Here is a 26,017-nt window from a genome sequence, read left to right on the forward strand (position 1 = left end):
GCTACCGAGCGAAGCGAGGTGGCGGCATGAGCGCCGTACCGCAGCAGAAGCCGGCCGCCGAGGAGCGGACGCCGAAACGGCTGCCGCCCGGCGGACAGCGCGGCGGGCCGCCGTGGGCGGGGGCCGGGATGCCCGCCGAGCGGTCGATGAACTTCGGGCCCTCGGCCCGGCGGCTGCTGGGCCGGCTGCGCCCGCAACGCCTCCAGCTCGTCGCCGTGATCGCCCTGGCGGTGGTCAGCGTGGCGCTCAGCGTCATCGGGCCGAAGGTGCTCGGCTGGGCCACCGACCTGATCTTCACGGGGGTGATCGGCCGGCAGCTGCCGGCGGGCACCACCGCCGACCAGGCGGTGGCCGCCGCGCGGGCGGCCGGCAACGACAACTTCGCCGACATGCTCGCCCGGATGGACGTGGTGCCCGGCGTGGGCATCGACTTCGCCGCGCTGGCGCGCGTGCTGCTGCTGGCGCTGGGGCTCTTCGTGGGGGCCAGCCTGCTGATGTGGTGGCAGGGGTGGCTGCTCAACGGGGTGGTGCAGCGCACCGTGCTGCGGCTGCGCGCCGACGTGGAGGACAAGCTCAACCGGCTGCCGCTGCCCTACTTCGACCGGCAGCCCCGGGGCGAGCTGCTCAGCCGGGTCACCAACGACATCGACAACATCTCGACCAGCCTCCAGCAGACGCTGAGCCAGCTGCTCACCTCGCTGCTCACCGTGGTGGGCGTGCTGGCCATGATGTTCTGGATCTCGCCGCTGCTCGCCCTGGTGGCCCTGGTCGCGGTCCCGGTCTCGGTGGTCGTCACCACCAGCATCGCCAAGCGGTCGCAGCAGCAGTTCATCGCCCAGTGGACGCACACCGGCGAGCTGAACGGTCAGATCGAGGAGGCGTTCACCGGCCACGAGCTGGTCAAGGTCTTCGGCCGCCAGCGCGAGGTGGAGGCCGCCTTCACCGCGAAGAACGAGGAGCTGTTCCGGGCGAGCTTCGGCGCCCAGTTCGTCTCCGGGATCATCATGCCGGCGATGATGTTCGTCGGGAACCTCAGCTACGTGGCGATCGCCGTGGTGGGCGGCCTGCGGGTGGCGTCGGGGTCGATGAGCCTCGGCGACGTGCAGGCGTTCATCCAGTACTCCCGGCAGTTCACCCAGCCACTCACCCAGGTCGCCTCGATGGCGAACCTGCTCCAGTCCGGGGTGGCCTCCGCCGAGCGGGTCTTCGCCGTGCTCGACGCCGAGGAGCAGAGCCCCGACCCGGTCGAGCCGGCCCGGGTACGCGACCCGCGCGGCCGGGTCGAGTTCTCGAACGTCTCCTTCCGGTACACCCCGGACAAGCCGCTGATCGAGGACCTCTCCCTGGTCGCCGAGCCCGGCCACACGGTGGCCATCGTCGGGCCGACCGGGGCCGGCAAGACCACGCTGGTCAACCTGGTCATGCGCTTCTACGAGCTGGACGCCGGCCGGATCACGCTCGACGGGGTGGACGTCACCACGATGCGCCGCGACGACCTGCGCGGCCGGATCGGGATGGTGCTCCAGGAGACGTGGCTCTTCGGGGGCACCATCCGCGACAACATCGCGTACGGCCGCCCCGGGGCGAGCGAGGAGGAGATCGTGGCCGCCGCCCGGGCGACGTTCGTCGACCGGTTCGTCCGCAGCCTGCCCGACGGCTACGACACGGTGATCGACGAGGAGGGCAGCAACGTCAGCGCCGGCGAGAAGCAGCTCATCACGATCGCCCGCGCCTTCCTCGCCGAGCCGTCGCTGCTGATCCTTGACGAGGCGACCAGCTCGGTGGACACCCGCACCGAGGTGCTGCTCCAGCGGGCCATGGCCGCCCTGCGCTCGGACCGGACGAGCTTCGTCATCGCGCACCGGCTCTCCACCATCCGCGACGCCGACCTGATCCTGATGATGGAGGACGGCCGGATCGTGGAGCAGGGCACGCACGACCAACTGCTCGCCGCGCAGGGCGCGTACCACCGCCTGTACCGGTCGCAGTTCACCGCCGCCGTCCAGCCCGACCCCGACCCGCAGCCCGAGCCCGAGCCCGCGCTGGTCGAGGGGTCCACCCGGTGAGGGGCGGGCCGCCGGTGGCGCGGGGCGGGCGGCCGACGGGGTCGGGGCCGGACGGGGGCTCAGCCGGCCGGCAGCAGGGTCGGGGCGCGGTCGGCCACCACCGCGCCGATCAGCCGCAGGGCGTCGGCGGCGGGCATCGGGTCGAGGGCCCGGCCGCCGCGCAGCCGCAGCGCGACCGCGTCCTCGGCCGCCTCGCGGGGGCCGAGGACGGCGGCGTACGGGACCCGGGCCCGGGCCGCGTCGCGGATGCGGGAGCCCAGCGACCCGGCCCCGTCGACCTCGACGCGCAGCCCCGCGGCCAGCGCGTCGCGGGCGAGCCGGGCCGCCGCGTCGGCCTGGCCGTCCCCGACGGGCAGCACCACGAGCTGCACCGGGGCGTACCAGGCGGGGAAGGCGCCCTCGTGCACCTCGATCAGGTACGCGAAGAGCCGCTCCATGCTGCCGACGAGGCTGCGGTGCACCATCACGGGTCGACGCCGCGCCCCGGACGCGTCGGTGTACGACAGGTCGAACCGCTCCGGCTTGTCGAAGTCGAGCTGGACGGTGGAGAGGGTGAACTCCCGCCCGGCGGCGTCGCGCACCTGAACGTCGATCTTCGGCCCGTAGAACGCGGCCTCCCCCGGCGCCTCGGTGAACTCCACCCCGTCGAGCGCGGCGCGCAGCAGCTCCTCGGCCCGCGCCCAGCCGGCGTCGTTCCCGACGTACCTCTCCCCCGGACCGCGCAGCGACAGCCGGAACCCCGCCGGCCGTACGCCGAGCGCGGCGTGCGCCTCGCGGATGAGCCGCAGGATCTCGGCGACCTCCTCGCCCACCTGTTCCAGGGCGCAGAAGTTGTGCGCGTCGTTGAGCGAGATGGCCCGCACCCGGGACAGCCCGCCGAGCACTCCCGAGCGCTCGGCCCGGTACATGCCGCCCAGCTCGGCGATGCGCAGCGGCAGCTCCCGGTAGGAGCGGCCCCGGGCCCGGAACACGAGGGCGTGGTGCGGGCAGAGCGCCGGGCGCAGCACGAACTCGTCGTCGGCGCCGAGCGCCATCGGCGGGAACATGTCCTCGGCGAAGTAGCCGAGGTGGCCGGAGCGTTCGAAGAGTTCCCGCCTGCCCAGCGGCGGGGTGACGACGTGCCGGTAGCCGGCCCGGCGTTCCAGCTCGCGGACGTACTCCTCGACGGCGTGCCGGGCGGCCGCGCCCGCCGGCAGCCAGAGCGGCAGCCCGGCGCCGGCCAGCGGGTCGGAGTCGAACAGCTCCAGCTCCCGGCCGAGCCTGCGGTGGTCGATCATGTCGCGCTCCTTGATCGGGTGCGACCCGGAGGCGACCCGGTCACCGGACGCCACGAGGCCCCGGGGCGGATCGCCCCGGGGCCTCGTCGACGGTCAGGTCAGTGCGGCGCGCCGGGGTCTCCCGGCGTCGTGGTGGATACCGCACTGCGCATGCGGCGACGGTACGCCCCCGCCCTTGGCGGCCGCAGCCGGATTTTCCGGGCGGTCCGGGAAGGCGCGGGTCGGCGCGCCGGGCGGGACGTGGGTGGGCCGCCGGCACGGGACCTGCCGGCGGCCCGCGGCGGCCGCACCATCGGAAACGGGGGACCCGACGGTCGTGGGGCCGCGCGCCGACAACGGTACGCCGGGCCGCTGCGATCCGCCGACCCTCGACGGCACCCGCATCCGTCACCTCCGGCGGTGTCCGCTCGTTGCGCCCGGTGGCCCTGCCGTGTCGGTGGTCACCAGGAGCCAGGGTCGTGCCCCGTGACGTCGGACGACCAGTCAGGCTCGGTACCCGCAATCGGCCCCGTCCGGCGAGGTGGCAGTCGTGCCCGAACTACTCACTGAGATCGCGTCGCCGGCCTGGGCGTACGTCGCACTGCTCGCGCTGCTGGTCGCGGACGCCTTCGTCCCGGTGATCCCCACCCAGGTCGTCATGATCACGGGTGGCGCCCTCACCGTGTACGGCGGGCTGAACCTGCCGGTGACCATCGCCGTCGGCGCGCTCGGCGTCTTCGTCGGGGACCTGGCCTGCTACCTGCTCGGGCGGGGCGCCCCGGACCGCCGGGCACCGCGCGACGTGCAGCGGGGCCGGGCCCGGCGGGTCGCCAACCGGGTCACCCGGGGGCTGCGCCGGCCCGGGCCGCTCGTGATCCTGCTCTGCCGCTTCGTGCCGGGCGGCCGGATGGCGGCCTGCTTCTCGGCCGGCCGCAGCCGGTACCCGTACCGGCTCTTCGTGCTCTACGAGGGCCTGGCGGCGATCGGCTGGGCCACCTACGGCGGGCTGGTCGGGCACCTCGGCGGGACGGCGCTCACCGAGTCGGCGTGGCGGCTGGCGCTGATCGCGGGGCTCGCGGCGGCCGGCTTCGCGGCGGCGGGCTGGGCGATGACCGTCGTCGGCGCCCGGCGGGCCGCCGAGCCGGTGGCGGTGGTGCCGGTCGTCGTCACGGCCCGAAGGGACGGGCCCGGGGCGGAGTGACCGGCCGCGCCGGCACCGCCTAGGGGCGGTCCCGGGCATCGGTCTCGGTGGGGCGCCCGGATCCGTCTGGGGTTCCTTCCGCGACAGGCTGAGCCATGCCCGGAACCCGGAACAGTGGACTGCTGGCCCTCGGCGGGATCGCCCTGGCGGCGCTGCTCGCCGTGATCGGCCACGTCGAGGTGAACGAGGACCTGGACCCGTGGGCGCTGACCGTCAGCGACTTCGCCGTCTCCGACCGGGGCGGCGTGATCGACGCCGCCATGGTGGTGCTCGCGGCGGCCACCGCCGTGCTCCTGCCCGCCCTGTGGCGCGCCCACCGGCCGTCCGACGCCGGGCCGAAGCGGGCCGCCGAGGCGCTGCTGGCCGCCTGGGTCGGCGGGCTGCTGCTGGCCGCCGTGGTGCCGACGAACCAGCCCGGCCTGCCCATGGACGCCGCCGCCTACGTCCACCGGTACGCCTCCGTGGTCGCCTTCCTGGCGCTGCCGGTCGCCGGCTGGCTGCTCGCCCGACGCCTGCCCGGAGCCGCCGGCCGCCGGGTACGCGGCCTCGCCACGGCCAGCGTGGCGCTGGCGGCGGCGATGGTCTGGTCGGCCTACCCCGGCGACCGGCTGCTGCTCGGCCTGGTCGAGCGGCTGCTCATCCTCACCGAGGTCGCCATGCTCGTCGTCGTCGCGGTCGCCCTGCTCCGCCGGGTCACTCCAGCTCGTGCAGCATGAGCTGGCGGGCGGCCTCGGTGATGGAGCCCGAGAGGCTCGGGTAGATCGTGATCGTCTGAGCCAGCTCGTTGACCGTGAGGTTGTTCTCCACCGCCATGGTGATCGGCAGGATCAGCTCGCTGGCCTTCGGCGCCACCACGACGCCGCCGATCACCTGGCCGCTGGCCGGACGGCAGAAGAGCTTGACGAAGCCGTCGGCGAGGTCGTCCATCTTCGCCCGGGCGTTGCCGTCCAGCGCCAGCATCACCTGCCGGGCCGGCACCTTGCCCGCGTCGACCTCGTCCTGCGAGACGCCCACGGTGGCCAGCTCCGGGTCGGTGAACACGTTAGCCGCGACGGTACGCAGCCGCAGCGGCCGGACCGCCTCGCCGAGCGCGTGCCACATCGCGATCCGGCCCTGCATGGCGGCCACGCTGGCCAGGGGCAGCACGCCCGTGCAGTCACCGGCGGCGTAGATGCCGGGCACGTTGGTCCTGGAGACCCGGTCGACGGTGACGTAGCCGCCCCGGGCCAGCGCGACTCCGTACTCGGCGAGGCCCAGGTCGGCGGTGTTGGGGATGGAGCCGACCGCGATCAGGGCGTGGGAGCCGGCCACCCGGCGGCCGTCGGAGAGTTCGACCTCCACCCCGTCGGCGGTACGCCGGACCGCGTCCGCCCGCGAGTTGTTCAGGATGCTCATGCCCCGGTTGCGGAAGACCCGCTCGATCGCCATCGCCGCGTCGGCGTCCTCGTGCGGCATCACCCGGTCGCGGCTGGAGACCAGGGTCACCTGCACGCCCATGGCCAGGTAGGCGCTGGCGAACTCCGCGCCGGTGACGCCGGAGCCGACCACGATCAGGTGCTCGGGCAGCTCCGGCAGGTCGTACACCTGGCGCCAGGTCAGGATGCGCTCGCCGTCGGGGACGGCGGTGGGCAGCTGGCGCGGGGTGGCGCCGGTGGCGATCAGCACGGTCGACGCGGCGATCGACTGCTCCTCGCCGCCGTCGGTCGGGGTGACGAGCACCCGGTGGGTGTGGCCGAGGGTGTCCTCGCCGAGGCGGGCGGTGCCCGGCACGAAGGTCACCCCGGCCTTGACCAGCTTGGCGTGGATGTCGGCGGACTGGGCGAGCGCGAGGCGCTTGACCCGCTCGTGCACCGCGCTGGCGTCGACGGTGACGGCCTCCAGCCCGTCGGAGTGCACCCCGAACTCCTCGGTGTCCCGGTAGCCGGTGACCACCTCGGAGCTGGCGATGAAGGTCTTCGACGGTACGCAGTCGGACAGCACGCAGGCCCCGCCGGCGCCCTCGGCCTCCACGACGGTGACATCAGCGTCCAACTGCGCGGCGACCAGGGCCGCCTCGTAGCCGGCCGGTCCACCGCCGATGATCACGATCCGGCTCACAGTGCCATCCTTTCGTTCGCGGCTGCGGGGCTCCGCTCCGCTGCACTCCTCGCGCTCACCGTGCCCGCCCCCGACCAATGCTCACAGTGACTTTCTTCTCCCGAACGCGTCCGACACGCTCTGTCGTATTCTCCCCCACCCCGCGGGCGGGCTATCGTCATCGCCGTGCGTCATCACGCCGCCTACGGCTCAAACCTCGACCCCGCCCGCATGCGCGCCTACTGCCCGCATTCGCCGATGGTGGGCACCGGCTGGCTGGAGGGCTGGCGGCTCACCTTCGCGGGCGAGGACGTGATCGGCTGGGAGGGCGCGGTCAGCACGGTCGTCGAGTCCCCCGGTGACCGGGTGTTCGTGGCGATCTACGACATCCACCCGTACGACGCCGCCCAGCTCGACGAGCTCGAGGGGGTGGCCGCCGGCACCTACCGCAAGCTGCACGTACGCGTCTCCACCCTCGACGGCGACGTGACCGCGTGGATCTACGTCTTCGACGGGTACGAGGGCGGGCTGCCCACGGCGTGGTACCTCTCGGAGATCGCGAACGCCGCCGAGAAGGCGGGCGCGCCGGACGACTACGTCACCGAGCTGCGGTCCCGCCCCACCGGCACCGCGTCGGCCTGACGCCTCTCGTCGGCCCAGCGCGTATCCCACGGCCCCCAGTCTGCTCCGGTGCCGGGCGGAGCCTCCAGCCGGCCCCGGCCGGCGTCGTCAATCACACACCGGCGGCCGGGACCACCAGCTCGTACATGTCGACCCAGCGCACCTCGCCAAGCCCCACCGACCGGTAGAGCGAGAGCGGGGCGGTCGGGTTCGTCAGGTCCACCCCGAGGCCGGCGGAGGCCCGGCCCTTCGCCGCGTACCGGGCGAACGCGTGGTGCAGCAGGGCCGCGCCCACGCCCCGGCGCCGCTGCCCGGGCAGCACGGCGAGGTTCTTGACCCAACCCTCGTTCCGGTCGAGCCCCTGGTCGGACGACTGGAGGATGCCCGCCGGCTCCCCGTCGACCTCGGCGACGAACCACTCGTCCCAGGCCGGGTCGGCCCCGATCCGGGTCCGCCACAGGTCGAAGCCGAGCGGCTCGTAGTCGGGGATGTCGCAGAAGGAGGTGTCGTAGATCCGGTGGAAGTCACGCAGATCCGACTCGTCGCCGGGGCGCAGCGGACGGACCGTCACCCCCGCCGAGGGTGCCGGCGGCTCGGCGGGCAGCCCCGCCAGCGACCGGCTCATGACCTGGTAACGCTTGACGAAGCCGAATCCCGCGTCGACCAGTTCCTCGGCCCACCGCCGCTCGGGCGGGTACGCGGGGCTGCGTACCGTCAGGGCCGGCAGACCGCGCTCGGCGGCCCGCCCGGCCACCCGGTCCAGCTGCCGGGCCAACAACGACGCCCGCACCGCGGCGCCCCGCTCCGGGTCGACGAAGACGTCGACGAACTCCCGACCCACCCCGCCCGGGTTGTCCAGCATCGCCCACGCCACCAGCGTGCCGTCCGGCTCGGCCACCACCCAGGAGTCCCGTTCCGGGTCGACGTTCGGCGCGGTCAGCGCGTCACGCACGTCCTCGGCGGTGAAGTCCGGGTAGCCGAGGGTGAAGGTGTCGGCGGCGTGCACCACCGCCAGGATCGCCGGTACGTCGTCGAGGGTGGGTCGGCGGGCCTGCCAACCGGCGGGGAGAGTCACGGAGGCGATCCTGACAGCCGGGCCGCCGAAGCGCCGCCGAATTTCCGGCCGCGGCGGCTCAGCCCGCGTCGGCCAGGTGGGCCCGGGTCACGGTGAGCAGCTCCACCAGCTCGGCGCCGTCCGCCGGGCCGAGCGCCGCGAAGGCCGGCGCGGCCAGCCGGTCGGTCACCGCCTGGGCCCAGAGCCGCCGCCGGACCAGCGGCCCGACCGGAGGGTACGGCGGCGGCCAGCCGCAGGCGACCGCGCCAGCCTCGCCCTCCGGGCCGGCGAGCACGGCCTCCAGCGGCGTCATCCCGCTGGCCCGGACCGCGATCAGGTGCGCGCCGGCGAAGTGCTCCCGGAGCAGACGCAGGCCGGCGGCCGCCCGGGCGCCGGCCGTGCGGACCGGCACCGGCATGGCCCGCCAGGCGGCGAAGAGCGGCATGCCGCTGGCGTCCGCGGCGTCGACGGCGCGGCCGAGCAGGGCGGCGAGCCGGCTCACCCCGGAAAGGGGGTCGAGCCGCTCCTCGCCCCACCGGCAGCACTCGGCCAGGGTGGCGGCGGCCACCTCGACCGGCGGGACGACCCGCCGGGCCGCGTCCCAGCCGTCGGCGACCGCGTCGGGCGCCAGGAAGCCGAGGGCGGCGGCGACCGTCTCCGCGCGGACGTCCCCGAGGGCGCCGGCCCGCCCGGTGACGTAGAACGCCCAGCCGGAGATGCCGAGCAACCGCGCGCGGCGCAGGGTGGTCGGGCAGCGGGTGAAGAGGTCACCGAGTTCCAGCACGACCGGCTTGCTGGCCGCCGCCACCTGTTCCGGCGTCATCCGCACACTCCCCGGTCACCCCGTCCGTCCACAAGGGTCAGTCTGCCGCGCCGGCGTCCGACTCGGCATCCCCCTCCTCGGCGTCGAGCGCCTCCACCGCCGCCTCCACCTCGCCGGCGCGGCGGCGGGCGGCGGTCACGGTCCGCTCCGCCCCGCGCCGCGCCAGCCTCGCCCGGCTCAGGTCCTGCTCGGCGACGGCCCGGCGGCGCTCCAGCTCGGCCAGTTCCGCCTCGATGGCGTCCAGGGCGGCGACGCCGTCCCGCTCGGCCGCCGTCGCGCCCGCCAGCTCCGCCTCGGCCCGTTCCTGATCGGTACGCGCCCTCGCCAGTTCCTTCTCCAACGCCCGCCGACGGCGTGCCCGCTCCGCCCGGGCGGCCCGATCCGCCTGATCGGCGCGGAGCGCGGACCGGTCGGCGTCGCGCCGCGGCGTCCCGCCCGGCTCGGGCCGGGGTGCCGGTTCCGGCTCCTCCCCGCCGGTCACCAGCCGCAACTGCGGCCGGGGCACCTCCCCGAAGCCGGCGTAGGTGGCGGCCTTCAGCAGCCGGCCGGAGCGGACCTGCTCGGCGACGTCGGTGTCGGCGAGCGCCGCGTTGAGGGTGGCCTCCACCTCGGCCAGCGGCAGCTTCCCGGCCGACGGGGCCCCCTCCGCCCCGGCCGCGAGCTTGCGTACCTCGGCGACGAGCGCGCCGACCACCGCCCGCCGCTGGGTGGAGAGTTCCCGCAGCCGGGGCCCGCGCAGGTCGCGTTGGGCGGTGCGTAGCGCCTCGGCCAGCTCGGCCAGGTCGGCGACCAGCTCGGGGCGGCGGATGGCGAGCAGGTTGACCAGCCAGGCGGCCACGGTGGGCCGGCGCAGCCGGGCGATCTCCCGCGCGCCCTTCGGGTCGCCGGCGCGGCGGGCCTCGGCGACCGCCTCGTCGCGGATCGCGACGAACCGGTCCGGCGCGGTGGTGTAGAGCCGGTGCACCAGCTCTCGGGACGGGCCGGACATCGCCGTCAGGCGTCGATCCGGGTGCCCGGTTCGAGCCGGCGGTAGTCCACCTCGGACAGCCGGGTGAGGTTGCCGTTGAGCACGTTGAGCCCGTTGTCGTTGAGCAGCCCGTCGTGCAGCGCGTACGCCCGGCGCGGGGCGACCGCCCGGAGGAAGTCCAGCGACTCGGAGAACTTCGTCCACGGGGCGTGGATCGGCAGGAAGAGCGTGTCGACCTGGGTGTCCTCGGGGACCACCAGGCTGTCCCCGGGGTGGTAGACCACGTCGTCCAGCAGGTACGCCAGGTTGTCCACGACCGGGATGTCGGGGTGGATCACGGCGTGCCGGCCGCCGTAGGCGCGTACCGGCACGCCAGCGGCCGTGAACGACTGTCCCGGTCGGACCGCGTCGAGCACCTCGGCGGCGTCGCCCAGGGTGCCGGCCAGCGACGCCGGGCCGTGGATGACGAACCGACGCCGGTCGAGCTGCCGGCTGACCGCCTCGACGTCGACGTGGTCGGGGTGCTCGTGGGTGATCAGCACCGCGTCCGCCCCGTCGAGCGTCGCCGCCTCGCTGAACACACCCGGGTCGATGACCAGCACTCCCCCGTCGTGCTCCACCCGCAGGCAGGAGTGGGCGTACTTGGTGAGCTGCATCGTGACTCCAAGATTATCGAATCGTGACGTCCTGAGCGCAGTCTGCCGGAACCGACGTGGTGACGCGTCACGTCTGAGGTATCGCCCCACACGGGGGCGAGGACGATGGAGGCGGGATGGACGTAGGGGGACGGCGACGTCGGGGCGTACGGCTGACGGCTGCCGCCTTGGTCGCGCTGCTCGCGTTGGCGGGCTGTGGCAGCGACGCGGGTGACAACGCCGACAGCGGGCCGGCGGCGGCCCCGGCGGAGCGCGACCGGGGGGGCGACGCGGCGGACCAGGCGGGCGGCGCGGCCGAGCCGGGCGCCGGCAAGGCCGAGCCGGGCGCCGGCGCCGGTGCGCCCGACCTGCGGGTCGACCAGCGGTCCATCATCTACACCGGCACGATGCGCGTGCAGGTGGAGAATGTGGACGACGCGGCACGCAGCGCGATCGCCACGGTCACGGCGGCCGGCGGTTTCGTCGGCGGCGACCAGCGGCGCAGCGCCGACGCGGACGCGCGGGCCGAGTTGGAGCTGCGGGTGCCGGCGGCGAAGTTCCACGGCGTCGTCGAGGAGCTGGCGAAGCTGGGCCGGCAGCAGCGGCGGGAGATCCGCACCGAGGACGTCACCGAGCAGATGGTCGACCTGGACGCGCGGATCACCACCCAGCGCGCCCGGGTGGAGAGCGCCCGCAGGCTGCTGGCCAAGGCGACCTCGATCAGCGACCTGGTGTCGCTGGAGAACGAGCTGTCCCGGCGGGAGGCGGACCTGGCGTCGCTGGAGGCGAAGAAGGAGCGGCTGGCGGACCTGACCAGTCTGTCGACGATCACCGTGTCGCTGGTCGGCCCCGATGCGAGCACCGCCGACGAGGAGGCCGAGGTCGGCTTCATGGTGGGGCTCAAGGGTGGCTGGAAGGTCTTCCTGACCTCGATGACCGTCCTGCTGACGGTGCTCGGCGCGGTGCTGCCGTGGCTGCTGGCGATCGGCGTGCCGCTGACGGTGCTACTGGTGGTGCTGCGCCGCCGGCGGCGTACGAGCCCGCCGCCGGCGATGCCGGGCGGACCGGCGGCGCCGCTGCCTACCGGGCCGCCGCCAGTGCCCGCAGCGCGGTCTGGACCATGAGCCGTACGCCGACCGGGATGGCCCGTTCGTCCACGTCGAACGAGGCCCGGTGCAGGTCCACGTTCGGGCCGGAGCGGCCGACGCCCAGCCGGGCGAGCGCGCCGGGGACGTACTCCAGGTACCAGGAGAAGTCCTCGCCGCCCATGCTCTGCGGGGTCTCGGCCACGCCCTCCGGCCCGAGCGTGGCGGTGGTGGCGCCCGTGAGGACCTGGATCGCGCGGGAGTCGTTGCACACCGGCGGGCGGCCCCGCAGGTATTCGAGGTCGACGGTGGCCCCGGTCGGGGCCACGACGTCGCGGACGACCTGACCCACGATCTTGGGGGCCAGCTCCCAGGTGTCGCGGTCCATCACCCGCAGGGTGCCGGACGCGGACGCCTCGGAGGGGATGACGTTGTAACGGGTGCCGGCCGAGGCGTGGCCGAAGACCAGCAGCAGCCCGCTGTTGGCCGGCACCCGGCGGCTGACCAACGCCGGTACCTCGGTGATCAGGCGACCCAGGGCGTCGACCAGGTCGACGGTCAGGTGCGGGCGGGCGGTGTGCCCGCCGGGGCCGGTGAGCCGGACGGTGACGTTGTCGGCGGCGGCGGTGATCGGGCCGACCCGCAGGCCGATCTGCCCGACCGGCAGGTTGGGGTCGCAGTGCAGCGCGAAGATCTGCACCACGTCGTCCAGGCCGCCGGCCTCGATGACCTCCAGCGAGCCGCAGGGCAGGATCTCCTCGGCGGGCTGGAAGATCAGCCGGACCCGGCCGGGCAGCTCGCCCAGGTCGGCGAGCTGGGCGAGCAGCATGCCGACGCCGAGCATGACGGTGGTGTGCACGTCGTGACCGCAGGCGTGGCAGACGCCGTCCACGGTGGAGCGGTACGGCACGTCCTTCGAGTCGGTCAGCGGCAGGGCGTCGATGTCGGCGCGCAGCGCGACGACCGGGCCGTCGGGGCGCCCGTCGATGTCGCAGATGACCCCGTTGCCCTTCGGCAACAGCCGCGGCCGCAGCCCGGCCAGGGTCAGCTCCCGGGCGATCAGGGCGGCCGTCTCGAACTCCTCGCCGGAGAGCTCCGGGTGCGAGTGGAGGTGGCGACGGGTGGCGATCAGCCCGGGCACCCGGAGGGCGAGCAGGTGGTCCAGCTCGAACGGCAGGGGCTGGGACCCGGACGGCGCCTCCGGCCAGGACGACGCCAGCTGGTTGCCGGTGGGCAGCGTCAACGCACTCGTCACGTCGAATTCTCGTTCGCTAGAGATGGATGGATCATCAGGAACAGCAGACAGCCTAGACCTCCGACGGTGACGCTGCGCAACGTCGTTCCGGTAGCCGTCGGACCGCGCAGCGTCACGTATGCCCTGCTCGGAGCGCTCGTAGATCTGCGGGACAGCAGGTAGATCGCGGTCGAACGCCGTCATCTGCCACCCACCTCCTACAACGCGTAATCGGCCCGGCCGTCGCGAAATCGATGCCGATCGCAGAGGCCGCTTTTCCGAATTGTCGCATTAGTCGGTCACGCCGACGGACACTCCGACAATTACCCGACCATCGCCCGAGCGAGGGCACCCGAGACGGTCACACACCCCGTCGCCGACCAACCGCACACCGTGTGCGTCCACGTCCACCCGGTCGGGTTACCCCCGAACCCGTCCGGCACACGCCGTGGCCGGTGGGCCACGTCGCCCCGCACGCGCGCGCAGCCCTCCGGCGGCGTCGCCGGGGCCACTCCACGCGCCCGCGCCGCCGATGGGCGGCCAGGGTCTCCTCCGACTGTAGCGCTCCTCCCCGCAGGCCCGCGACCAGCAGGAACGCGCCGTGGGCGGGTCGTTACCCGCACGTGCACCGGCCGGTTACGGCGCAGAGGTGAAGCGGTGCCGCACCGACGCCGACGGCCGCCCGCCCCCGGCACGCCGGGAGGTCGGACGGCCGTCGGTCGACGTGATCAGAACCGGTCGCTCGGGCGGTACAGGCCCCACACCTGGCGCAGGGTGCCGCAGACCTCGCCCACGGTGGCGCGGGCCCGCAGCGCCTCCTTCATCGGGTAGAGCACGTTCTCCGTGCCCTCGGCGGCGGCCCGCAGCTCCGCCAGCCCCCGCTCGACCGCCCCGGCGTCGCGCTCGGCACGCAGCCGGGCCAGCCGCTCGGCCTGCGCCGCCTCGATCGTCGGGTCGACCCGCAGCGGCTCGTACGGCTCCTCCTCGTCGACGGTGAACCGGTTGAGGCCCACCACCACCCGCTCGCCGGAGTCGATCTCCTGCGCGATCCGGTACGCGGACTGCTCGATCTCCCGCTTCTGGAAGCCCGCCTCGATGGCGTCGACCGCCGAGCCGTGGTCGGCCACCCGCTCCATCAGCTCGGTCGCCGCCGCCTCGATCTCGGCGGTCATCGCCTCCACCACGTACGAGCCGGCGAACGGGTCCACCGTGGCGGTCAGGTCCGTCTCGTACGCCAGCACCTGCTGGGTGCGCAGCGCCAGCCGGGCCGCCTTCTCGGTGGGCAGCGCGATCGCCTCGTCGAAGCTGTTGGTGTGCAGCGACTGGGTGCCGCCGAGCACCGCGCCGAGGCCCTGCACCGCCACCCGCACCAGGTTGACCTCGGGCTGCTGGGCGGTGAGCTGCACGCCCGCGGTCTGGGTGTGGAAGCGCAGCATCATCGACTTCGGGTTCTTGGCGCCGAAGTCGTCGCGCATCAGCCGGGACCAGATCCGGCGGGCGGCCCGGAACTTGGCCACCTCCTCGAGCAGGGTGGTGCGGGCGACGAAGAAGAACGACAGCCGGGGCGCGAAGTCGTCCACGGCCAGGCCGGCCGCCAGCGCGGCCCGGACGTACTCGACGCCGTTGGCCAGGGTGAACGCGATCTCCTGCGCGGGCGACGCGCCGGCCTCGGCCATGTGGTAGCCGGAGATGGAGATCGTGTTCCACTTCGGCACCTCCTTGCGGCAGTAGCCGAAGGTGTCGGCCACCAGCCGCAGCGAGGGCTTCGGCGGGAAGATGTACGTCCCCCGGGCGATGTACTCCTTGAGGATGTCGTTCTGGATCGTGCCGTTGAGGGCCGAGCCGGCGACCCCGTTCTCCTCCGCCACGAGCTGGTAGAGCAGGAGCAGCACCGACCCCGGCGCGTTGATGGTCATCGACGTCGAGACCTTGTCGAGCGGGATGCCGTCGAAGAGCAGCCGCATGTCGTCGATCGAGTCGATGGCCACCCCGACCTTGCCCACCTCGCCGTGCGCGATCGGGTCGTCGGAGTCGTAGCCCATCTGCGTCGGCAGGTCGAAGGCCACGGAGAGACCCATCGTGCCGGCCCGCAACAACTGGTGGTACCGCGCGTTGGACTCGGTGGCGGTACCGAAGCCGGCGTACTGGCGCATGGTCCACGGGCGGGAGGTGTACATGGTGGGGTAGACCCCGCGCGTGTACGGGAACTCGCCCGGTCCGCCGAGCCGGGAGTCCAGTTCCTCCGGAAGGTCCGCCGCCGTGTAGACGCCCTTGATCGGAAAACCGGACTCGCTTGACCGCGGTTCGCTCATTAGCGGATGGTAGGACGCGCGACGGCGTCGGCGGGTGAGGGATACCGCACACCGGTCGACGCGTCGACGGGCATCGACGAGAGGTGAACGCTCGGACACGTACCGTCCAGTTCGACAAACGTCCGCCGCGTCGGGTTTCGCATCGGGCGTCGGAACCAGCAAGATAGGGGGGTTGTGTCCCAGCCCCCCTCGAATTCCCCCGGTGGCTTTTCTGTGACTCAGATCCCGACGTGGAGCGGCGGACCAGTCAGTTCCCCCAACGGACGCGCGACGCCCGGCACGACCATCGGCGACCGTTACTCGCTGCGCTCGGCGGTGGGCAACGGCGGCATGGGTACGGTCTGGCGTGCCACGGACACACTCCTGCGGCGGGACGTGGCCGTCAAGGAGGTCGTCCTGCCCCCGGGGCTGGCCCCCAGCGACCGCGACGCCATGTACGAGCGCACCCTGCGCGAGGCCCGCGCGGCGGCGGCGATCCAGCACCCGGCCGTCGTCCAGGTCTACGACGTGGTCACCGAGGGCGGCCGGCCGTGGATCGTGATGGAGCTGCTCGACGCCCGCAGCCTCGCCGACATGGTGATCGAGGACGGGCCGGTCGCGCAGCGGGTGGTCGCCAAGATCGGCATCGCGCTGCTCGGCGCGCTGGAGGTGGCGCACGCGATCGGCGTGCTGCACCGCGACGTCAAGCCGGCCAACGTGCTGATCTGCGCCGACGGGCGCTGCGTGCTGACCGACTTCGGCGTGGCCCGGATGCCCACCGACGTGCAGCTCACCACCCCCGGGATGGTGCTCGGCTCGCCGCACTTCATCTCCCCCGAGCGCGCGATGGGCCAGGAGTTCGGCCCGCCGAGCGACCTCTTCTCGCTGGGCGTCACGCTCTACACGGCGGTGGAGGGGCGGCCCCCGTTCGACAAGGGCGACCCGATCGAGACCATGCACGCCGTGGTCGAGGACCCGCCCGCCCCGCCGCAGCGCAGCGGGCCGCTGGCCCGGGTGCTGATGGGGCTGCTGGAGAAGGACCCGGCCCGCCGTCTCGACGTGCACACCGCCCGGGCCATGCTGCGCGAACTGCTCGCCGGCCCGCTGACCAGCAACGCCGCCGCGGTGAACTCGGTGACCGATCCCTACTCCGTGGTGCCGGTGCAGCGACCCGTGCCGACCCCGCCGGCCGCTGCGCCGGAGCAGCCGAAGCCGAGCGGGCAGATCGGCGGCCGGGCGATGCTCGACCCCGGCGAGTCGCTCACCGACCGGCTGGCGGCGCTGCGCCGGGGCGAGCGCCCCGCGCAGGCCGCCCTCGCCGCGAGCCCCGCCGCGATGGACGACACCAGCGCCGACGCCCTGGCCGGGCCGCTGCACACCCCCACCGGCGCGATGCCGGCGCCGGGCGGGTCCACCCCGGCCGGCCGCACCTACGGCGGCGCCGAGGCGACCCAGCGGATGGGGTCCGGCGGTTCGGACGCCACCCAGCAGCTGCGCACCAACGCCGCCGGCCTGGTCGGCTTCAGCGGCCCGACGGAGGCGACCCCGCGGGTGAAGGCGGGCACGCCCACCTTCGGGCCACCGCCGGAGGCCACCCAGCGGGTGACCGCCGGCACCCCCGTCTTCGGCGCACCGCCGCCCGAGGCGACCCAGCAGCTCGGCGGGACGTACGGCGGCGGCCAGTGGTCGGTGCCCGGCACCGGCCAGGCGTGGACGACCCCGGCCACCGCGCCGGCCGCGGGCGGCTCCGGCGGCGGCTTCGCCGGTCGGGTCGGCACCGTCGGCAACCAGCTCGTCGGCACGGTCAAGGGCTGGCCGCGCAAGGTGCAGCTCGCCGCCGCCGGCGGCCTGGCCGCGCTGCTGCTGATCGGGGCGGTCGTCCTCTTCACCGGCGGCGACGACCCGGCACCCACCGTCCCGCAGGCCGCCCCGACCTCGCAGGCCCCGGCCGCCGGCGTGCCCGAGATGAAGGAGCACACCGGCAAGGGCGTACGGGTCCTGGTGCCGCAGGGCTGGGAGGTCAAGAGCGCCGGCGTGTGGGTGGACTACATCGACCCGGAGGACGAGGGCCGCAAGGTCCGGATCCTGGTGGAGGACTTCCGCACCACCTCCATGCGCTGGGCGGAGGTCGCCGAGGACACGCTGAAGAACCGTTCCAAGTCCTGCGCCAAGCCGTACGCCCAGGTCGCCATGAACGAGGTGCAGTGGGTCGGCAAGGCGGCGGCCGAGTTCGAGTACACCTGCGGTGAGGGCGAGGCCAAGCGGCACGGCGTGTGGCGCGGCGTGGTCCACGAGGGCAAGGTCTACTCGTTCTACCTGACCTCGACCGACGCGAAGTTCGCCGACAGCAGGCCGATCTTCGACGAGATGGTGAAGTCGTTCCAGCTCACCGAGGCCGGCTGAGCCCCGGGGGAAGCGCGGTGGTGATCCGCCGGCGTGCTATCAAGAGACATGCCGGCGGAAACCACTGACATCGACGACATTCGCGAGCGAGCGCGGCGCTGGCTCGACGACGATCCCGACCCGGCCAGCCGGGAGGAGCTGCGGGCGGTGCTCGACCGCCTGCCGGCGAGCGCCCCGGAGCTGGCCGACCGGTTCGCCGGCCCGCTGACCTTCGGCACCGCCGGGCTGCGCGGGCCGCTGCGCGCCGGCCCCAACGGGATGAACCTCGCGGTGGTCACCCAGGCCGCCGCCGGGCTGGTCGGCTGGCTCGCCGCCCAGGGCGGCACCGGTCCGCTGGTGATCGGGTACGACGCCCGGCACGGTTCCCGCGAGTTCGCCGAGCGCACCGCCCAGGTCGCCACCGGCGCGGGACGCCCGGCGCTGCTGCTGCCCCGTCCCCTGCCCACCCCCGTGCTCGCGTACGCGGTGCGCCACCTCGGGGCGGTCGCCGGGGTGATGGTCACGGCCAGCCACAACCCGCCGCAGGACAACGGTTACAAGGTCTACCTCGGCGCGGAGCTGGGCGGGACGCTGGGCGCCGGCGCCCAGATCGTGCCGCCGGCCGACGCCGGCATCGAGGCCGCGATCCGGTCGGTCGGGCCGCTGGCCGAGGTGCCGCTCGGCCCGGCCGGGCAGGTGCTCGGCGACGACCTGGTGGCCTCCTACGTGGAGCGGGCCACCGCCGTCATCGACCCGGCCGGCTCGCGCGACCTGGCGGTGGCGTACACGCCGCTGCACGGGGTGGGCGCGGCGGTGCTCACCGCGGTGTTCGCCAGCGCGGGCTTCCCCGTGCCCGGTGTGGTGCCCGAGCAGGCCGAGCCCGACCCCGCCTTCCCGACCGTCGCCTTCCCCAACCCGGAGGAGCCGGGGGCGGTGGACCGGCTGGTCGCGCTGGCCGAGGCGACCGGCGCGGACATCGCCATCGCCAACGATCCCGACGCGGACCGCTGCGCCGTGGCCGTCCGGGACACCGCCCGGGCGGCGAGCGCGGGCGGCGGGGTCGCCGGCCCCGCCCAGCCGGACGCGGCCCCGCCCGGCTGGCGGATGCTGCGCGGCGACGAGGTGGGCGTGCTGCTGGCCGACCATCTCATGCGGCGCGGCGTGACCGGTCTGTACGCCACCACGATCGTGTCGTCGTCACTGCTGCGGGCCATGTGCGCCGCCCGGGGCCTGCCGTACGACGAGACGCTGACCGGGTTCAAGTGGATCGTCCGGGCCGGCGGCGGGGCCGAGCCGCTGGTCTTCGGCTACGAGGAGGCGCTCGGCTACTGCGTCGCACCGGAGCACGTACGCGACAAGGACGGCATCACCGCCGCGCTGACCGTCGCCGAGCTGGCCGCCGGGCTCAAGGCGCGGGGCCGCACCCTGACCGACCGGCTCGACGAGCTGGCCGCCGAGTTCGGCGTGCACCACACCGACCAGCTCTCGGTGCGGGTGGACGACCTGCGGCTGATCGCCGACGCGATGGCCCGGATCCGGGCCGCCACCCCCACCACGCTGCTCGGCCAGCCGGTCACCGAGGCACAGGACCTGCTCCCCGAGGCGGACGTGGTGATCCTGCGTACCGGCACCGCCCGGGTGGTGATCCGCCCCTCGGGCACCGAGCCGAAGCTCAAGGCGTACCTGGAGGTGGTGGAGCCGGTGGCGGACGGCGACGTCGCCGGAGCCCGCGCCCGCGCCACCGACGCGGTCGCCGCCCTCCGCGCGGAAATGGCCAAGACCCTGAACCTCTGAACCCCGCCCCCACCCACCCCACCCCACAAGACCGCGCAGCCCGGCGCCCCGGGGTTAGGCCCGGTGATCAAGAAGTTCGCGTCAGGGAACGCGCCTCTCCAGGACGCAAACTTCTTGATCGACAAGGGCCGGCGACGGGGCCGCAGGGGGCCGCCGGTCGGGGGTGGTGGGGGTGGGGGTGGGGGTGGGGGTGGGTGAATGGGTGGGTGGTTCAGGGCGGGTTCGGTCAGCGGCGGGGGCCCAGGGCGGCGTCGACGGCGCGGCCCAGGGCGGCCACGACGAGGCCGACCGAGGGGCGGACCACGGAGTCGTCGAGGCTGACGGTGCCGGAGAAACCGGAGCCACCCGCGATCTCCTCCAGCCGCTGCCGGGCCTCCCGGGCGGCGTCACCGGTCAGGCCGAGCGCCGGTTCCATCCGCAGCACCGCGACCAGGGTGGCCAGCGCGGCGGTCCGCTCGTCGGGCAGTTCGCCGCTGGCCAGCGCCTCGGCGAGCCGGCGTCGGGTGTCCGCCTCGACGGCGGGGTCCACCGTCGGGTAGCGGTGCACGTGGATGAAGCCCAGCTCGGTCTCGTCGACGTCACGCACCACGCCCTGGGCGCACAGGTCGCCGAGGATCCTGTCGCGCAGGCCATGCCGCAGCCGCTGCACCCAGGACGAGGGGCTGTGCGGCGTGTCGGCCGCCATGCGGGCGAGGACCCCGTCGACGAGCGGCTCACCGATGGGCGTCGGGTCGACCACCGTCAGGGACCCGTCGGAGTACGCGATCCGCCCGGCCAGGGCCAGTTCGATCAGCACCGCGGCGGCCATCCCCAGGTCGAGGCTGATCCGCGGCATGGTCGCCTTGCCGGTCTCGTCGTCGTACGCGAGGAGAAGCAGCTCTTCGGCGAGCGCAACACCAGTCATGGCCGGAGACGGTAGCGGCTGCGCGCATCCCGCGCACGGACTCGCGCACGGATTCACGCGCAGCCGCGCGGCGGACCTCAGAAGCGGGGCATGCCACCGAACTGGCGGTCGCCGGCGTCGCCGAGCCCCGGCACGATGAACATGCGGTCGTTGAGCCCCTCGTCGATGGAGGCGGTGACCAGGCGCAGCGGCAGGCCGGAGCGCTCCAGCCGCTCGATGCCGACGGGTGCGGCGAGCACGCAGAGCACCGTGATGTCGGTGCACCCGCGGTCGGCCAGCAGCCGGCAGCAGTGCTCCAGCGAGCCGCCGGTGGCGAGCATCGGGTCGAGCACCAGCACCGGCAGGCCGCTGAGGTCGCGCGGCAGCGACTCCATGTAGGCGCGCGGCTCGTACGTCTCCTCGTCGCGGGCCAGGCCGACGAAGCCCATCGAGGACTCCGGCAGCAGGCCGAGCGCGGCGTCGGCCATGCCCAGGCCGGCCCGCAGCACCGGTACGAGCAGCGGCGGATTGGCCAGCCGGGTGCCCTCGGTGCCGGTGACGGGGGTCTGCACCGGGTACTTCTCGACGGGGAACGACCGCGCGGCCTCGTACACCAGCATGGTGGTGAGTTCGTGCAGCGCCGCCCGGAACGAGGAGGAGTCGGTGCGCGCGTCCCGCATGGCGGTCAGCCGCGACTGGGCGAGCGGATGGTCAATGACGTGTACGTCCACGATCGCTCAACCTACCGGTCGCCCCGCTCCCGCACTGCGGGTGCGGCCGGACCAGCGACCTCGCTCACCACCCGCGCCCCCGACGGCACCGTGACCAAGATCACTGCCGGATCGGGTGCGTAGACTTCTGGCCATGACGGCGACAGCGACGTCGGCCCGGTCGGAGCTCTCCGAGTTGGGACGATCCGAGACCGCTCTGCGGACCTTCCTGCACGGCCTGCCCGGCGTGGATCAGGTCGGCGCGGAGCAGCGGGCGGCACAGCTCGGCACCCGCTCCATCAAGACCACCGCCAAGGCCCAGGCCATCGACCTGGCGATCCGGATGGTCGACCTGACCACCCTCGAAGGGGCCGACACCCCCGGCAAGGTGCGGGCCCTCGCGGCCAAGGCACTGCGCCCCGACCCGGCCGATCCGTCCTGCCCGCACGTCGGCGCGGTCTGCGTCTATCCCTCGATGGTCCCGCACGTGGCCGAGGTGCTGCGCGGAAGCGGTGTGCACCTGGCCAGCGTGGCGACCGCCTTCCCGTCGGGCCAGGCACCGCTGGAGGTCAAGCTCGCCGACACCCGGGCGGCCGTGGCGGCAGGCGCCGACGAGATCGACATGGTGATCAACCGGGGCGCGTTCCTGGCCGGGCGCTACTCCGAGGTCCACGACGAGATCGTGGCCACCAAGGAGGCCTGCGGGGACGCCCACCTGAAGGTGATCCTGGAGACCGGCGAGCTGGCCACGTACGACAACGTGCGGCGCGCCTCCTGGCTGGCGATGCTGGCCGGCGGCGACTTCATCAAGACCTCCACCGGCAAGGTCCCGGTCGCGGCCACCCTCCCGGTGACCCTGGTGATGCTGGAGGCCGTACGCGACTTCCGGGCGGCCACCGGGCGGCAGGTCGGCGTGAAGCCGGCCGGCGGCATCAAGACCACCAAGGACGCCATCAAGTACCTGGTGATGGTCAACGAGACCGTCGGCGCGGACTGGCTGGACCCGGACTGGTTCCGGTTCGGCGCGTCCAGCCTGCTCAACGACCTGCTCATGCAGCGCACCAAGCTGACGACCGGCACCTACTCCGGTCCCGACTACTTCACCCTGGACTGAGAGCCGATGTTCGAATACGCACCCGCCCCCGAGTCCCGCTCGGTGGTGGACCTCAAGGCCTCCTACGGGCTCTTCGTCGACGGTGACTTCGTCGACCCGGCCGACGGCGGCACGTTCAAGACGGTCAACCCGGCCTCGGAGGAGGTGCTCGCCGAGGTCGCCGAGGCCGGCGCGCAGGACGTGGAACGCGCCGTCCGCGCCGCCCGGGCCGCGTACGAGAAGGTCTGGGGCCCGATGCCGGGCCGGGACCGGGCCAAGTACCTGTTCCGGATCGCCCGGATCATCCAGGAGCGCTCGCGCGAGCTGGCCGTGCTGGAGTCGCTGGACAACGGCAAGCCGATCAAGGAGTCCCGCGACGTCGACCTGCCGCTGGTCGCCGCGCACTTCTTCTACTACGCCGGCTGGGCCGACAAGCTCGAACACGCCGGCTTCGGCGCGAACCCGCGCCCGCTGGGCGTGGCCGCGCAGGTCATCCCGTGGAACTTCCCCCTGCTGATGCTGGCGTGGAAGATCGCCCCGGCGCTGGCCGCCGGCAACACGGTGGTGCTGAAGCCGGCCGAGACGACCCCACTGACCGCGCTGCTCTTCGCCGAGATCTGCCAGCAGGCCGACCTGCCCGCCGGCGTGGTCAACATCGTCACGGGCGCCGGCGACACCGGCCGCGCGCTGGTCGAGCACCCGGGCGTGGACAAGGTCGCCTTCACCGGCTCGACCGAGGTGGGCCGGGCCATCGCCCGCGCCGTGGCCGGCACCCGCAAGAAGCTCACGCTGGAGCTGGGCGGCAAGGCGGCCAACATCGTCTTCGACGACGCCCCCGTCGACCAGGCGGTCGAGGGCATCGTCAACGGCATCTTCTTCAACCAGGGGCACGTCTGCTGCGCCGGCTCGCGGCTGCTGATCCAGGAGAACGTCGCCGACCGGGTGCTGGAGTCGCTGAAGCAGCGGATGGCCCAGCTGCGCGTCGGCGACCCGCTGGACAAGAACACCGACATCGGGGCGATCAACTCGGCCGCGCAGCTCGCGCGGATCCGGGAGCTGTCCGACGCCGGGTCCGCCGAGGGCGCCGAGCGCTGGTCGCCGTCGTGCGAGCTGCCGGAGCGCGGCTTCTGGTTCGCCCCGACGATCTTCACCGGGGTCACCCAGGCACACCGGATCGCCCGCGAGGAGATCTTCGGCCCGGTGCTGTCCGTGCTGACGTTCCGCACCCCGGCGGAGGCCGTCGAGAAGGCCAACAACACGCCGTACGGGCTGTCGGCCGGGATCTGGACCGACAAGGGCTCCCGGATCCTGTGGATGGCCGACCGGCTGCGCGCCGGCGTGGTCTGGGCCAACACGTTCAACAAGTTCGACCCCACCTCGCCGTTCGGCGGCTACAAGGAGTCGGGCTACGGTCGCGAGGGCGGCCGGCACGGGCTGGAGGGCTACCTCAATGTCTGAGCGGGTCGCGGTACGCAAGACGTACAAGCTCTTCATCGGCGGGAAGTTCCCGCGCAGCGAGTCGGGACGGTCGTATCTCGTGCAGGACGCGAATGTCTCCCTGGCCTCCCGCAAGGACGCGCGGGACGCCGTCGTCGCCGCCCGCGCCGCCGTGAAGGGCTGGGCCGGGGCGACCGCGTACAACCGGGGTCAGATCCTCTACCGGGTCGCCGAGATGCTGGAGGGCCGGCGGGAGCAGTTCGTCGCCCTCGGCGTGCCCGGCGACGAGGTCGACGCGGCCGTGGACCGCTGGGTCTGGTACGCCGGCTGGTCCGACAAGCTCCCCCAGGTGTACGGCGGCGCCAACCCGGTCGCCGGGCCGTACTTCAACCTGTCGGCGCCCGAGCCGACCGGCGTGGTGGCCGTGGTCGCCCCCGAGTCCCCGGCGCTGCTCGGCCTGGTCAGCGTGATCGCCCCGGCGATCGTCACCGGCAACACCGTGGTGGTGGCGACCTCGCCGACGCAGCCCCTGGCGGCGGTGACCCTGGCGGAGGTGCTCGCCACCTCCGACCTGCCCGGCGGCGTGGTCAACCTGCTCACCGGGCGGATCGCCGAGACCGTGCCGGCGTTGGCCGCCCACATGGACGTCAACGCCATCGACCTGACCGGGGTGACCGACGCCGAACTGGCGGTCGAACTGGAGGTCAAGGCGGCGCAGAACCTCAAGCGGGTGCTCCGGCCGGCCCCGGCCGACCACGACTGGTCCGCCGACCCGGGCATCACCCGGATGACCACGCTGCTGGAGACGAAGACGGTCTGGCACCCCAAGGGGGTGTGACTGTTCGCTGTCCTGGGGTTTTCCGGGGAGCCCCGCCCGCTCCGGGCGGTCAGGCTTGATCCCTGCGCAGGCGGGGCTCCCCGGAAAACCGTCCGTGGACAGGTTCGTGGGAAGGCTCGGCGCAGGCGTGCTGCCTCGGGTGGGGCAGGTCTACTACCGGGGGTAGGATTGCGGCGTGACTCGGCTTGGTGATCTTGAACGCGCGGTGATGGACGTCTTGTGGGACTCGGTCCCGGGCACGTCGGACGGGATCACCGTGCGCGAGGTGGCCGATGCGCTGGACGGGCGCGAGCTGGCGTACACGACGGTGATGACCGTGCTCGACCGGCTCGCCGGCAAGGGCATGGTGCAGCGCGAGCGGGAGGGGCGGGCCTGGCGTTACCGGGCCGCCGCCAGCCGCGAGCAGTACATCGCCCAGCTCATGCTCGACGCCCTCGACCTCGGCGGCAGCCGCGACGCCGCGCTGGTGCGCTTCGCCCGCTCGGTGACCGGCACCGAGGCCGAGGTGCTGCGCGCCGCCCTCGGGGCCGAGGCCGGGGCGACCGGGCACGACGGGAGCGCGCTGACCGACCGGGTCGAGGCGCCGTCGATCGACGGCCTGCCGCCCCGGACCGACAAGGCAGCGGACAGGTAGGGCGGCGGCCGTGGCGTACGCCCTGCACTTCGCCGCGTCGATGCTGGCCTGCTGGCTGACCGCGCAGGTGCTGTCCCGCTCCACCTGGACGTGGCGCAGCCCTCGCGTGGCGATCGTCTGCTGGCAGGCGGTCGGGCTGGCCCTCGGGCTCTCCGCCATGGGCGTGCCGATCGCGCTGGGCCTGGCCGCCTACGACCGCCCGACCGGCAGCGCGCTGGTCGCCCTCGCCACGGACCTCGCCCACGGCACCCTGCCCGTCGGGCTGGGCGCGCCGCACCTGGCCGCCGTCGGGGTGGGGCTCGGCATCGGCGCGGTCCTGCTGGCCACGACCGTCCGCAGCATCCACGGCACCGTACGCGCCCAGCGCCGGCACCGGGACCTGCTCGCCCTGGTCGCCCGCCGCGACCCGACGGTGCCCGGGGCGCTGGTGCTCGACCACCCGAGCGCCGCGGCGTACTGCCTGCCGGGGATGCGCCCCCGGGTGGTGGTCAGCGCGGGCACCCTCGACCTGCTGGACCCCGCCGAGCTGGCGGCCGTGCTCGCCCACGAGCGGGCGCACGCCCAGGAACGCCACGACCTGGTGCTGCTGCCGTTCACCGCGCTCAGCCGGGCGCTGCCGTGGTTCGCGTGGGTCCGCGAGGCGCACGACCGGGTCGCCCTGCTGGTCGAGATGCGGGCCGACGACAAGGCCCGGGAGGCGCACGCCGACGCCCCGCTCGCCGGTGCGCTGCGCCGCTTCGCCGCCGCCGGCAACCGGATCACTCCGGCGGGCGCCCTCGGGGTGGGCGACCGGGATCTCGACGTACGGGTGCAGCGGCTGCTGGTCGCCGGCCGGCCGCCCCGGCTGCTCGGAACCGCCGCGCTCACCGTGGCGACCACCGTGGCCGCCCTGCCGGTCTCCCTCTTCCTGAGCTGACTCCGGGCCGCCCCGCACCGC

Annotated in this window: 22 protein-coding genes; 12 read left to right on the forward strand and 10 right to left on the reverse strand. The window is 74.0% G+C overall.

All coding sequences use genetic code 11. The annotated features are described in order from the left end of the window. The first annotated feature begins 26 nt into the window (after positions 1 to 26). Positions 27 to 2,066, forward strand: a complete 2,040-nt coding sequence (locus ACTMS2_RS05635; RefSeq protein ID WP_358165441.1) for an ABC transporter ATP-binding protein — start codon at positions 27 to 29, stop codon at positions 2,064 to 2,066. A 59-nt stretch (positions 2,067 to 2,125) separates the two neighbouring features. On the opposite strand, the gene thrS is transcribed toward ACTMS2_RS05635, so the two are convergent. Beyond that, the gene (gene thrS / locus ACTMS2_RS05640) at positions 2,126 to 3,358 is read right to left on the reverse strand and encodes a threonine--tRNA ligase (RefSeq protein WP_441174666.1); all 1,233 of its coding nucleotides are present in this window, start codon (positions 3,356 to 3,358) and stop codon (positions 2,126 to 2,128) included. A 514-nt stretch (positions 3,359 to 3,872) separates the two neighbouring features. On the opposite strand from thrS, the gene ACTMS2_RS05645 reads away from it, so the two are divergent. Continuing rightward, a complete protein-coding gene (locus ACTMS2_RS05645; RefSeq protein WP_441174412.1) occupies positions 3,873 to 4,523 on the forward strand; it encodes a DedA family protein in 651 nt (216 codons plus the stop codon). 95 nt (positions 4,524 to 4,618) lie between these two features. Continuing rightward, positions 4,619 to 5,239, forward strand: coding sequence for a DUF998 domain-containing protein (locus tag ACTMS2_RS05650; protein ID WP_441174413.1), 621 nt, complete (start codon positions 4,619 to 4,621; stop codon positions 5,237 to 5,239). On the opposite strand, the gene ACTMS2_RS05655 is transcribed toward ACTMS2_RS05650, so the two are convergent. Beyond that, positions 5,217 to 6,620, reverse strand: a complete 1,404-nt coding sequence (locus ACTMS2_RS05655; RefSeq protein ID WP_363626946.1) for an NAD(P)H-quinone dehydrogenase — start codon at positions 6,618 to 6,620, stop codon at positions 5,217 to 5,219. The two genes, ACTMS2_RS05650 and ACTMS2_RS05655, sit on opposite strands and share 23 nt — an antisense overlap. Before the next feature lie 165 nt (positions 6,621 to 6,785). Here ACTMS2_RS05655 and ACTMS2_RS05660 point away from each other — a divergent pair, with 165 nt between their 5' ends. After that, the gene (locus ACTMS2_RS05660; RefSeq protein ID WP_357715684.1) at positions 6,786 to 7,241 is read left to right on the forward strand and encodes a gamma-glutamylcyclotransferase; all 456 of its coding nucleotides are present in this window, start codon (positions 6,786 to 6,788) and stop codon (positions 7,239 to 7,241) included. 91 nt (positions 7,242 to 7,332) lie between these two features. Here the strand turns inward: ACTMS2_RS05660 and ACTMS2_RS05665 are convergent, their stop codons facing one another. The 4 genes from ACTMS2_RS05665 to ACTMS2_RS05680 are packed head-to-tail and all read right to left on the reverse strand — an operon-like array spanning position 7,333 to position 10,720. Further along, positions 7,333 to 8,295: an N-acetyltransferase family protein gene (locus ACTMS2_RS05665; RefSeq protein ID WP_441174414.1), complete on the reverse strand. Its 963-nt coding sequence runs from the start codon at positions 8,293 to 8,295 to the stop codon at positions 7,333 to 7,335. A 58-nt stretch (positions 8,296 to 8,353) separates the two neighbouring features. Continuing rightward, positions 8,354 to 9,097, reverse strand: a complete 744-nt coding sequence (locus tag ACTMS2_RS05670) for an SCO6745 family protein (RefSeq protein WP_441174415.1) — start codon at positions 9,095 to 9,097, stop codon at positions 8,354 to 8,356. Positions 9,098 to 9,134: 37 nt separating this feature from the next. Beyond that, positions 9,135 to 10,085 (reverse strand): hypothetical protein, encoded by a 951-nt coding sequence (locus ACTMS2_RS05675; protein WP_441174416.1) that lies wholly within the window; start codon positions 10,083 to 10,085, stop codon positions 9,135 to 9,137. A 5-nt stretch (positions 10,086 to 10,090) separates the two neighbouring features. Then, positions 10,091 to 10,720, reverse strand: a complete 630-nt coding sequence (locus ACTMS2_RS05680) for an MBL fold metallo-hydrolase (protein WP_441174417.1) — start codon at positions 10,718 to 10,720, stop codon at positions 10,091 to 10,093. A 116-nt stretch (positions 10,721 to 10,836) separates the two neighbouring features. On the opposite strand from ACTMS2_RS05680, the gene ACTMS2_RS05685 reads away from it, so the two are divergent. Then, complete coding sequence (locus tag ACTMS2_RS05685) at positions 10,837 to 11,823, forward strand: DUF4349 domain-containing protein (RefSeq protein WP_441174418.1); 987 nt, start codon at positions 10,837 to 10,839, stop codon at positions 11,821 to 11,823. On the opposite strand, the gene ACTMS2_RS05690 is transcribed toward ACTMS2_RS05685, so the two are convergent. Together ACTMS2_RS05690 and ACTMS2_RS05695 are read right to left on the reverse strand one after the other, a co-directional pair. Next, positions 11,780 to 13,039, reverse strand: coding sequence for an amidohydrolase (locus ACTMS2_RS05690; protein WP_089002045.1), 1,260 nt, complete (start codon positions 13,037 to 13,039; stop codon positions 11,780 to 11,782). The two genes, ACTMS2_RS05685 and ACTMS2_RS05690, sit on opposite strands and share 44 nt — an antisense overlap. Before the next feature lie 707 nt (positions 13,040 to 13,746). Continuing rightward, a complete protein-coding gene (locus tag ACTMS2_RS05695) occupies positions 13,747 to 15,330 on the reverse strand; it encodes an acyl-CoA mutase large subunit family protein (protein WP_441174419.1) in 1,584 nt (527 codons plus the stop codon). A 213-nt stretch (positions 15,331 to 15,543) separates the two neighbouring features. On the opposite strand from ACTMS2_RS05695, the gene ACTMS2_RS05700 reads away from it, so the two are divergent. Beyond that, positions 15,544 to 17,712: a serine/threonine-protein kinase gene (locus tag ACTMS2_RS05700; RefSeq protein ID WP_441174420.1), complete on the forward strand. Its 2,169-nt coding sequence runs from the start codon at positions 15,544 to 15,546 to the stop codon at positions 17,710 to 17,712. Positions 17,713 to 17,760: 48 nt separating this feature from the next. After that, positions 17,761 to 19,485, forward strand: coding sequence for a phospho-sugar mutase (locus ACTMS2_RS05705; RefSeq protein ID WP_441174421.1), 1,725 nt, complete (start codon positions 17,761 to 17,763; stop codon positions 19,483 to 19,485). A gap of 226 nt (positions 19,486 to 19,711) precedes the next feature. Here ACTMS2_RS05705 and ACTMS2_RS05710 read toward each other — a convergent pair whose 3' ends face one another. Both ACTMS2_RS05710 and upp read right to left on the reverse strand, forming a co-directional pair. Beyond that, a complete protein-coding gene (locus ACTMS2_RS05710) occupies positions 19,712 to 20,389 on the reverse strand; it encodes a GOLPH3/VPS74 family protein (protein ID WP_441174422.1) in 678 nt (225 codons plus the stop codon). Positions 20,390 to 20,466: 77 nt separating this feature from the next. After that, positions 20,467 to 21,099, reverse strand: coding sequence for a uracil phosphoribosyltransferase (gene upp, locus ACTMS2_RS05715; RefSeq protein ID WP_089002050.1), 633 nt, complete (start codon positions 21,097 to 21,099; stop codon positions 20,467 to 20,469). Positions 21,100 to 21,232: 133 nt separating this feature from the next. Between upp and deoC the strand changes: the two genes are divergently transcribed. From deoC to ACTMS2_RS05740, 5 genes are all read left to right on the forward strand, one after another. Continuing rightward, positions 21,233 to 22,192 (forward strand): deoxyribose-phosphate aldolase, encoded by a 960-nt coding sequence (gene deoC, locus ACTMS2_RS05720; RefSeq protein ID WP_089002051.1) that lies wholly within the window; start codon positions 21,233 to 21,235, stop codon positions 22,190 to 22,192. Between the two features lie 6 nt (positions 22,193 to 22,198). Continuing rightward, entirely contained in the window at positions 22,199 to 23,629 is a 1,431-nt protein-coding gene (locus tag ACTMS2_RS05725; RefSeq protein ID WP_441174423.1) for an aldehyde dehydrogenase family protein, read from the forward strand. Next, a complete protein-coding gene (locus ACTMS2_RS05730) occupies positions 23,622 to 24,446 on the forward strand; it encodes an aldehyde dehydrogenase family protein (protein ID WP_089002053.1) in 825 nt (274 codons plus the stop codon). Before ACTMS2_RS05725 ends, ACTMS2_RS05730 begins: the two co-directional genes overlap by 8 nt. A gap of 175 nt (positions 24,447 to 24,621) precedes the next feature. After that, the gene (locus ACTMS2_RS05735) at positions 24,622 to 25,080 is read left to right on the forward strand and encodes a BlaI/MecI/CopY family transcriptional regulator (RefSeq protein ID WP_441174424.1); all 459 of its coding nucleotides are present in this window, start codon (positions 24,622 to 24,624) and stop codon (positions 25,078 to 25,080) included. Between the two features lie 10 nt (positions 25,081 to 25,090). Next, complete coding sequence (locus tag ACTMS2_RS05740; protein WP_441174425.1) at positions 25,091 to 25,996, forward strand: M56 family metallopeptidase; 906 nt, start codon at positions 25,091 to 25,093, stop codon at positions 25,994 to 25,996. Positions 25,997 to 26,017 lie beyond the last annotated feature (21 nt).

The organism is Micromonospora sp. SD12 (assembly GCF_052068495.1).
Lineage (GTDB): Bacteria > Actinomycetota > Actinomycetes > Mycobacteriales > Micromonosporaceae > Micromonospora > Micromonospora echinofusca.

Excerpts from the sequence above, each read along its gene's own strand:
- ACTMS2_RS05705 (WP_441174421.1), top strand. The coding sequence starts at position 17,761 with ATGCCGGCGGAAACCACTGACATCGACGACATTCGCGAGCGAGCGCGG.
- ACTMS2_RS05635 (WP_358165441.1), top strand. The coding sequence starts at position 27 with ATGAGCGCCGTACCGCAGCAGAAGCCGGCCGCCGAGGAGCGGACGCCG.
- deoC (WP_089002051.1), top strand. The coding sequence starts at position 21,233 with ATGACGGCGACAGCGACGTCGGCCCGGTCGGAGCTCTCCGAGTTGGGA.
- ACTMS2_RS05680 (WP_441174417.1), bottom strand. The coding sequence starts at position 10,720 with ATGCAGCTCACCAAGTACGCCCACTCCTGCCTGCGGGTGGAGCACGAC.
- ACTMS2_RS05650 (WP_441174413.1), top strand. The coding sequence starts at position 4,619 with ATGCCCGGAACCCGGAACAGTGGACTGCTGGCCCTCGGCGGGATCGCC.
- ACTMS2_RS05730 (WP_089002053.1), top strand. The coding sequence starts at position 23,622 with ATGTCTGAGCGGGTCGCGGTACGCAAGACGTACAAGCTCTTCATCGGC.
- ACTMS2_RS05670 (WP_441174415.1), bottom strand. The coding sequence starts at position 9,097 with ATGACGCCGGAACAGGTGGCGGCGGCCAGCAAGCCGGTCGTGCTGGAA.
- ACTMS2_RS05675 (WP_441174416.1), bottom strand. The coding sequence starts at position 10,085 with ATGTCCGGCCCGTCCCGAGAGCTGGTGCACCGGCTCTACACCACCGCG.
- ACTMS2_RS05685 (WP_441174418.1), top strand. The coding sequence starts at position 10,837 with ATGGACGTAGGGGGACGGCGACGTCGGGGCGTACGGCTGACGGCTGCC.
- ACTMS2_RS05695 (WP_441174419.1), bottom strand. The coding sequence starts at position 15,330 with ATGAGCGAACCGCGGTCAAGCGAGTCCGGTTTTCCGATCAAGGGCGTC.
- ACTMS2_RS05725 (WP_441174423.1), top strand. The coding sequence starts at position 22,199 with ATGTTCGAATACGCACCCGCCCCCGAGTCCCGCTCGGTGGTGGACCTC.
- ACTMS2_RS05710 (WP_441174422.1), bottom strand. The coding sequence starts at position 20,389 with ATGACTGGTGTTGCGCTCGCCGAAGAGCTGCTTCTCCTCGCGTACGAC.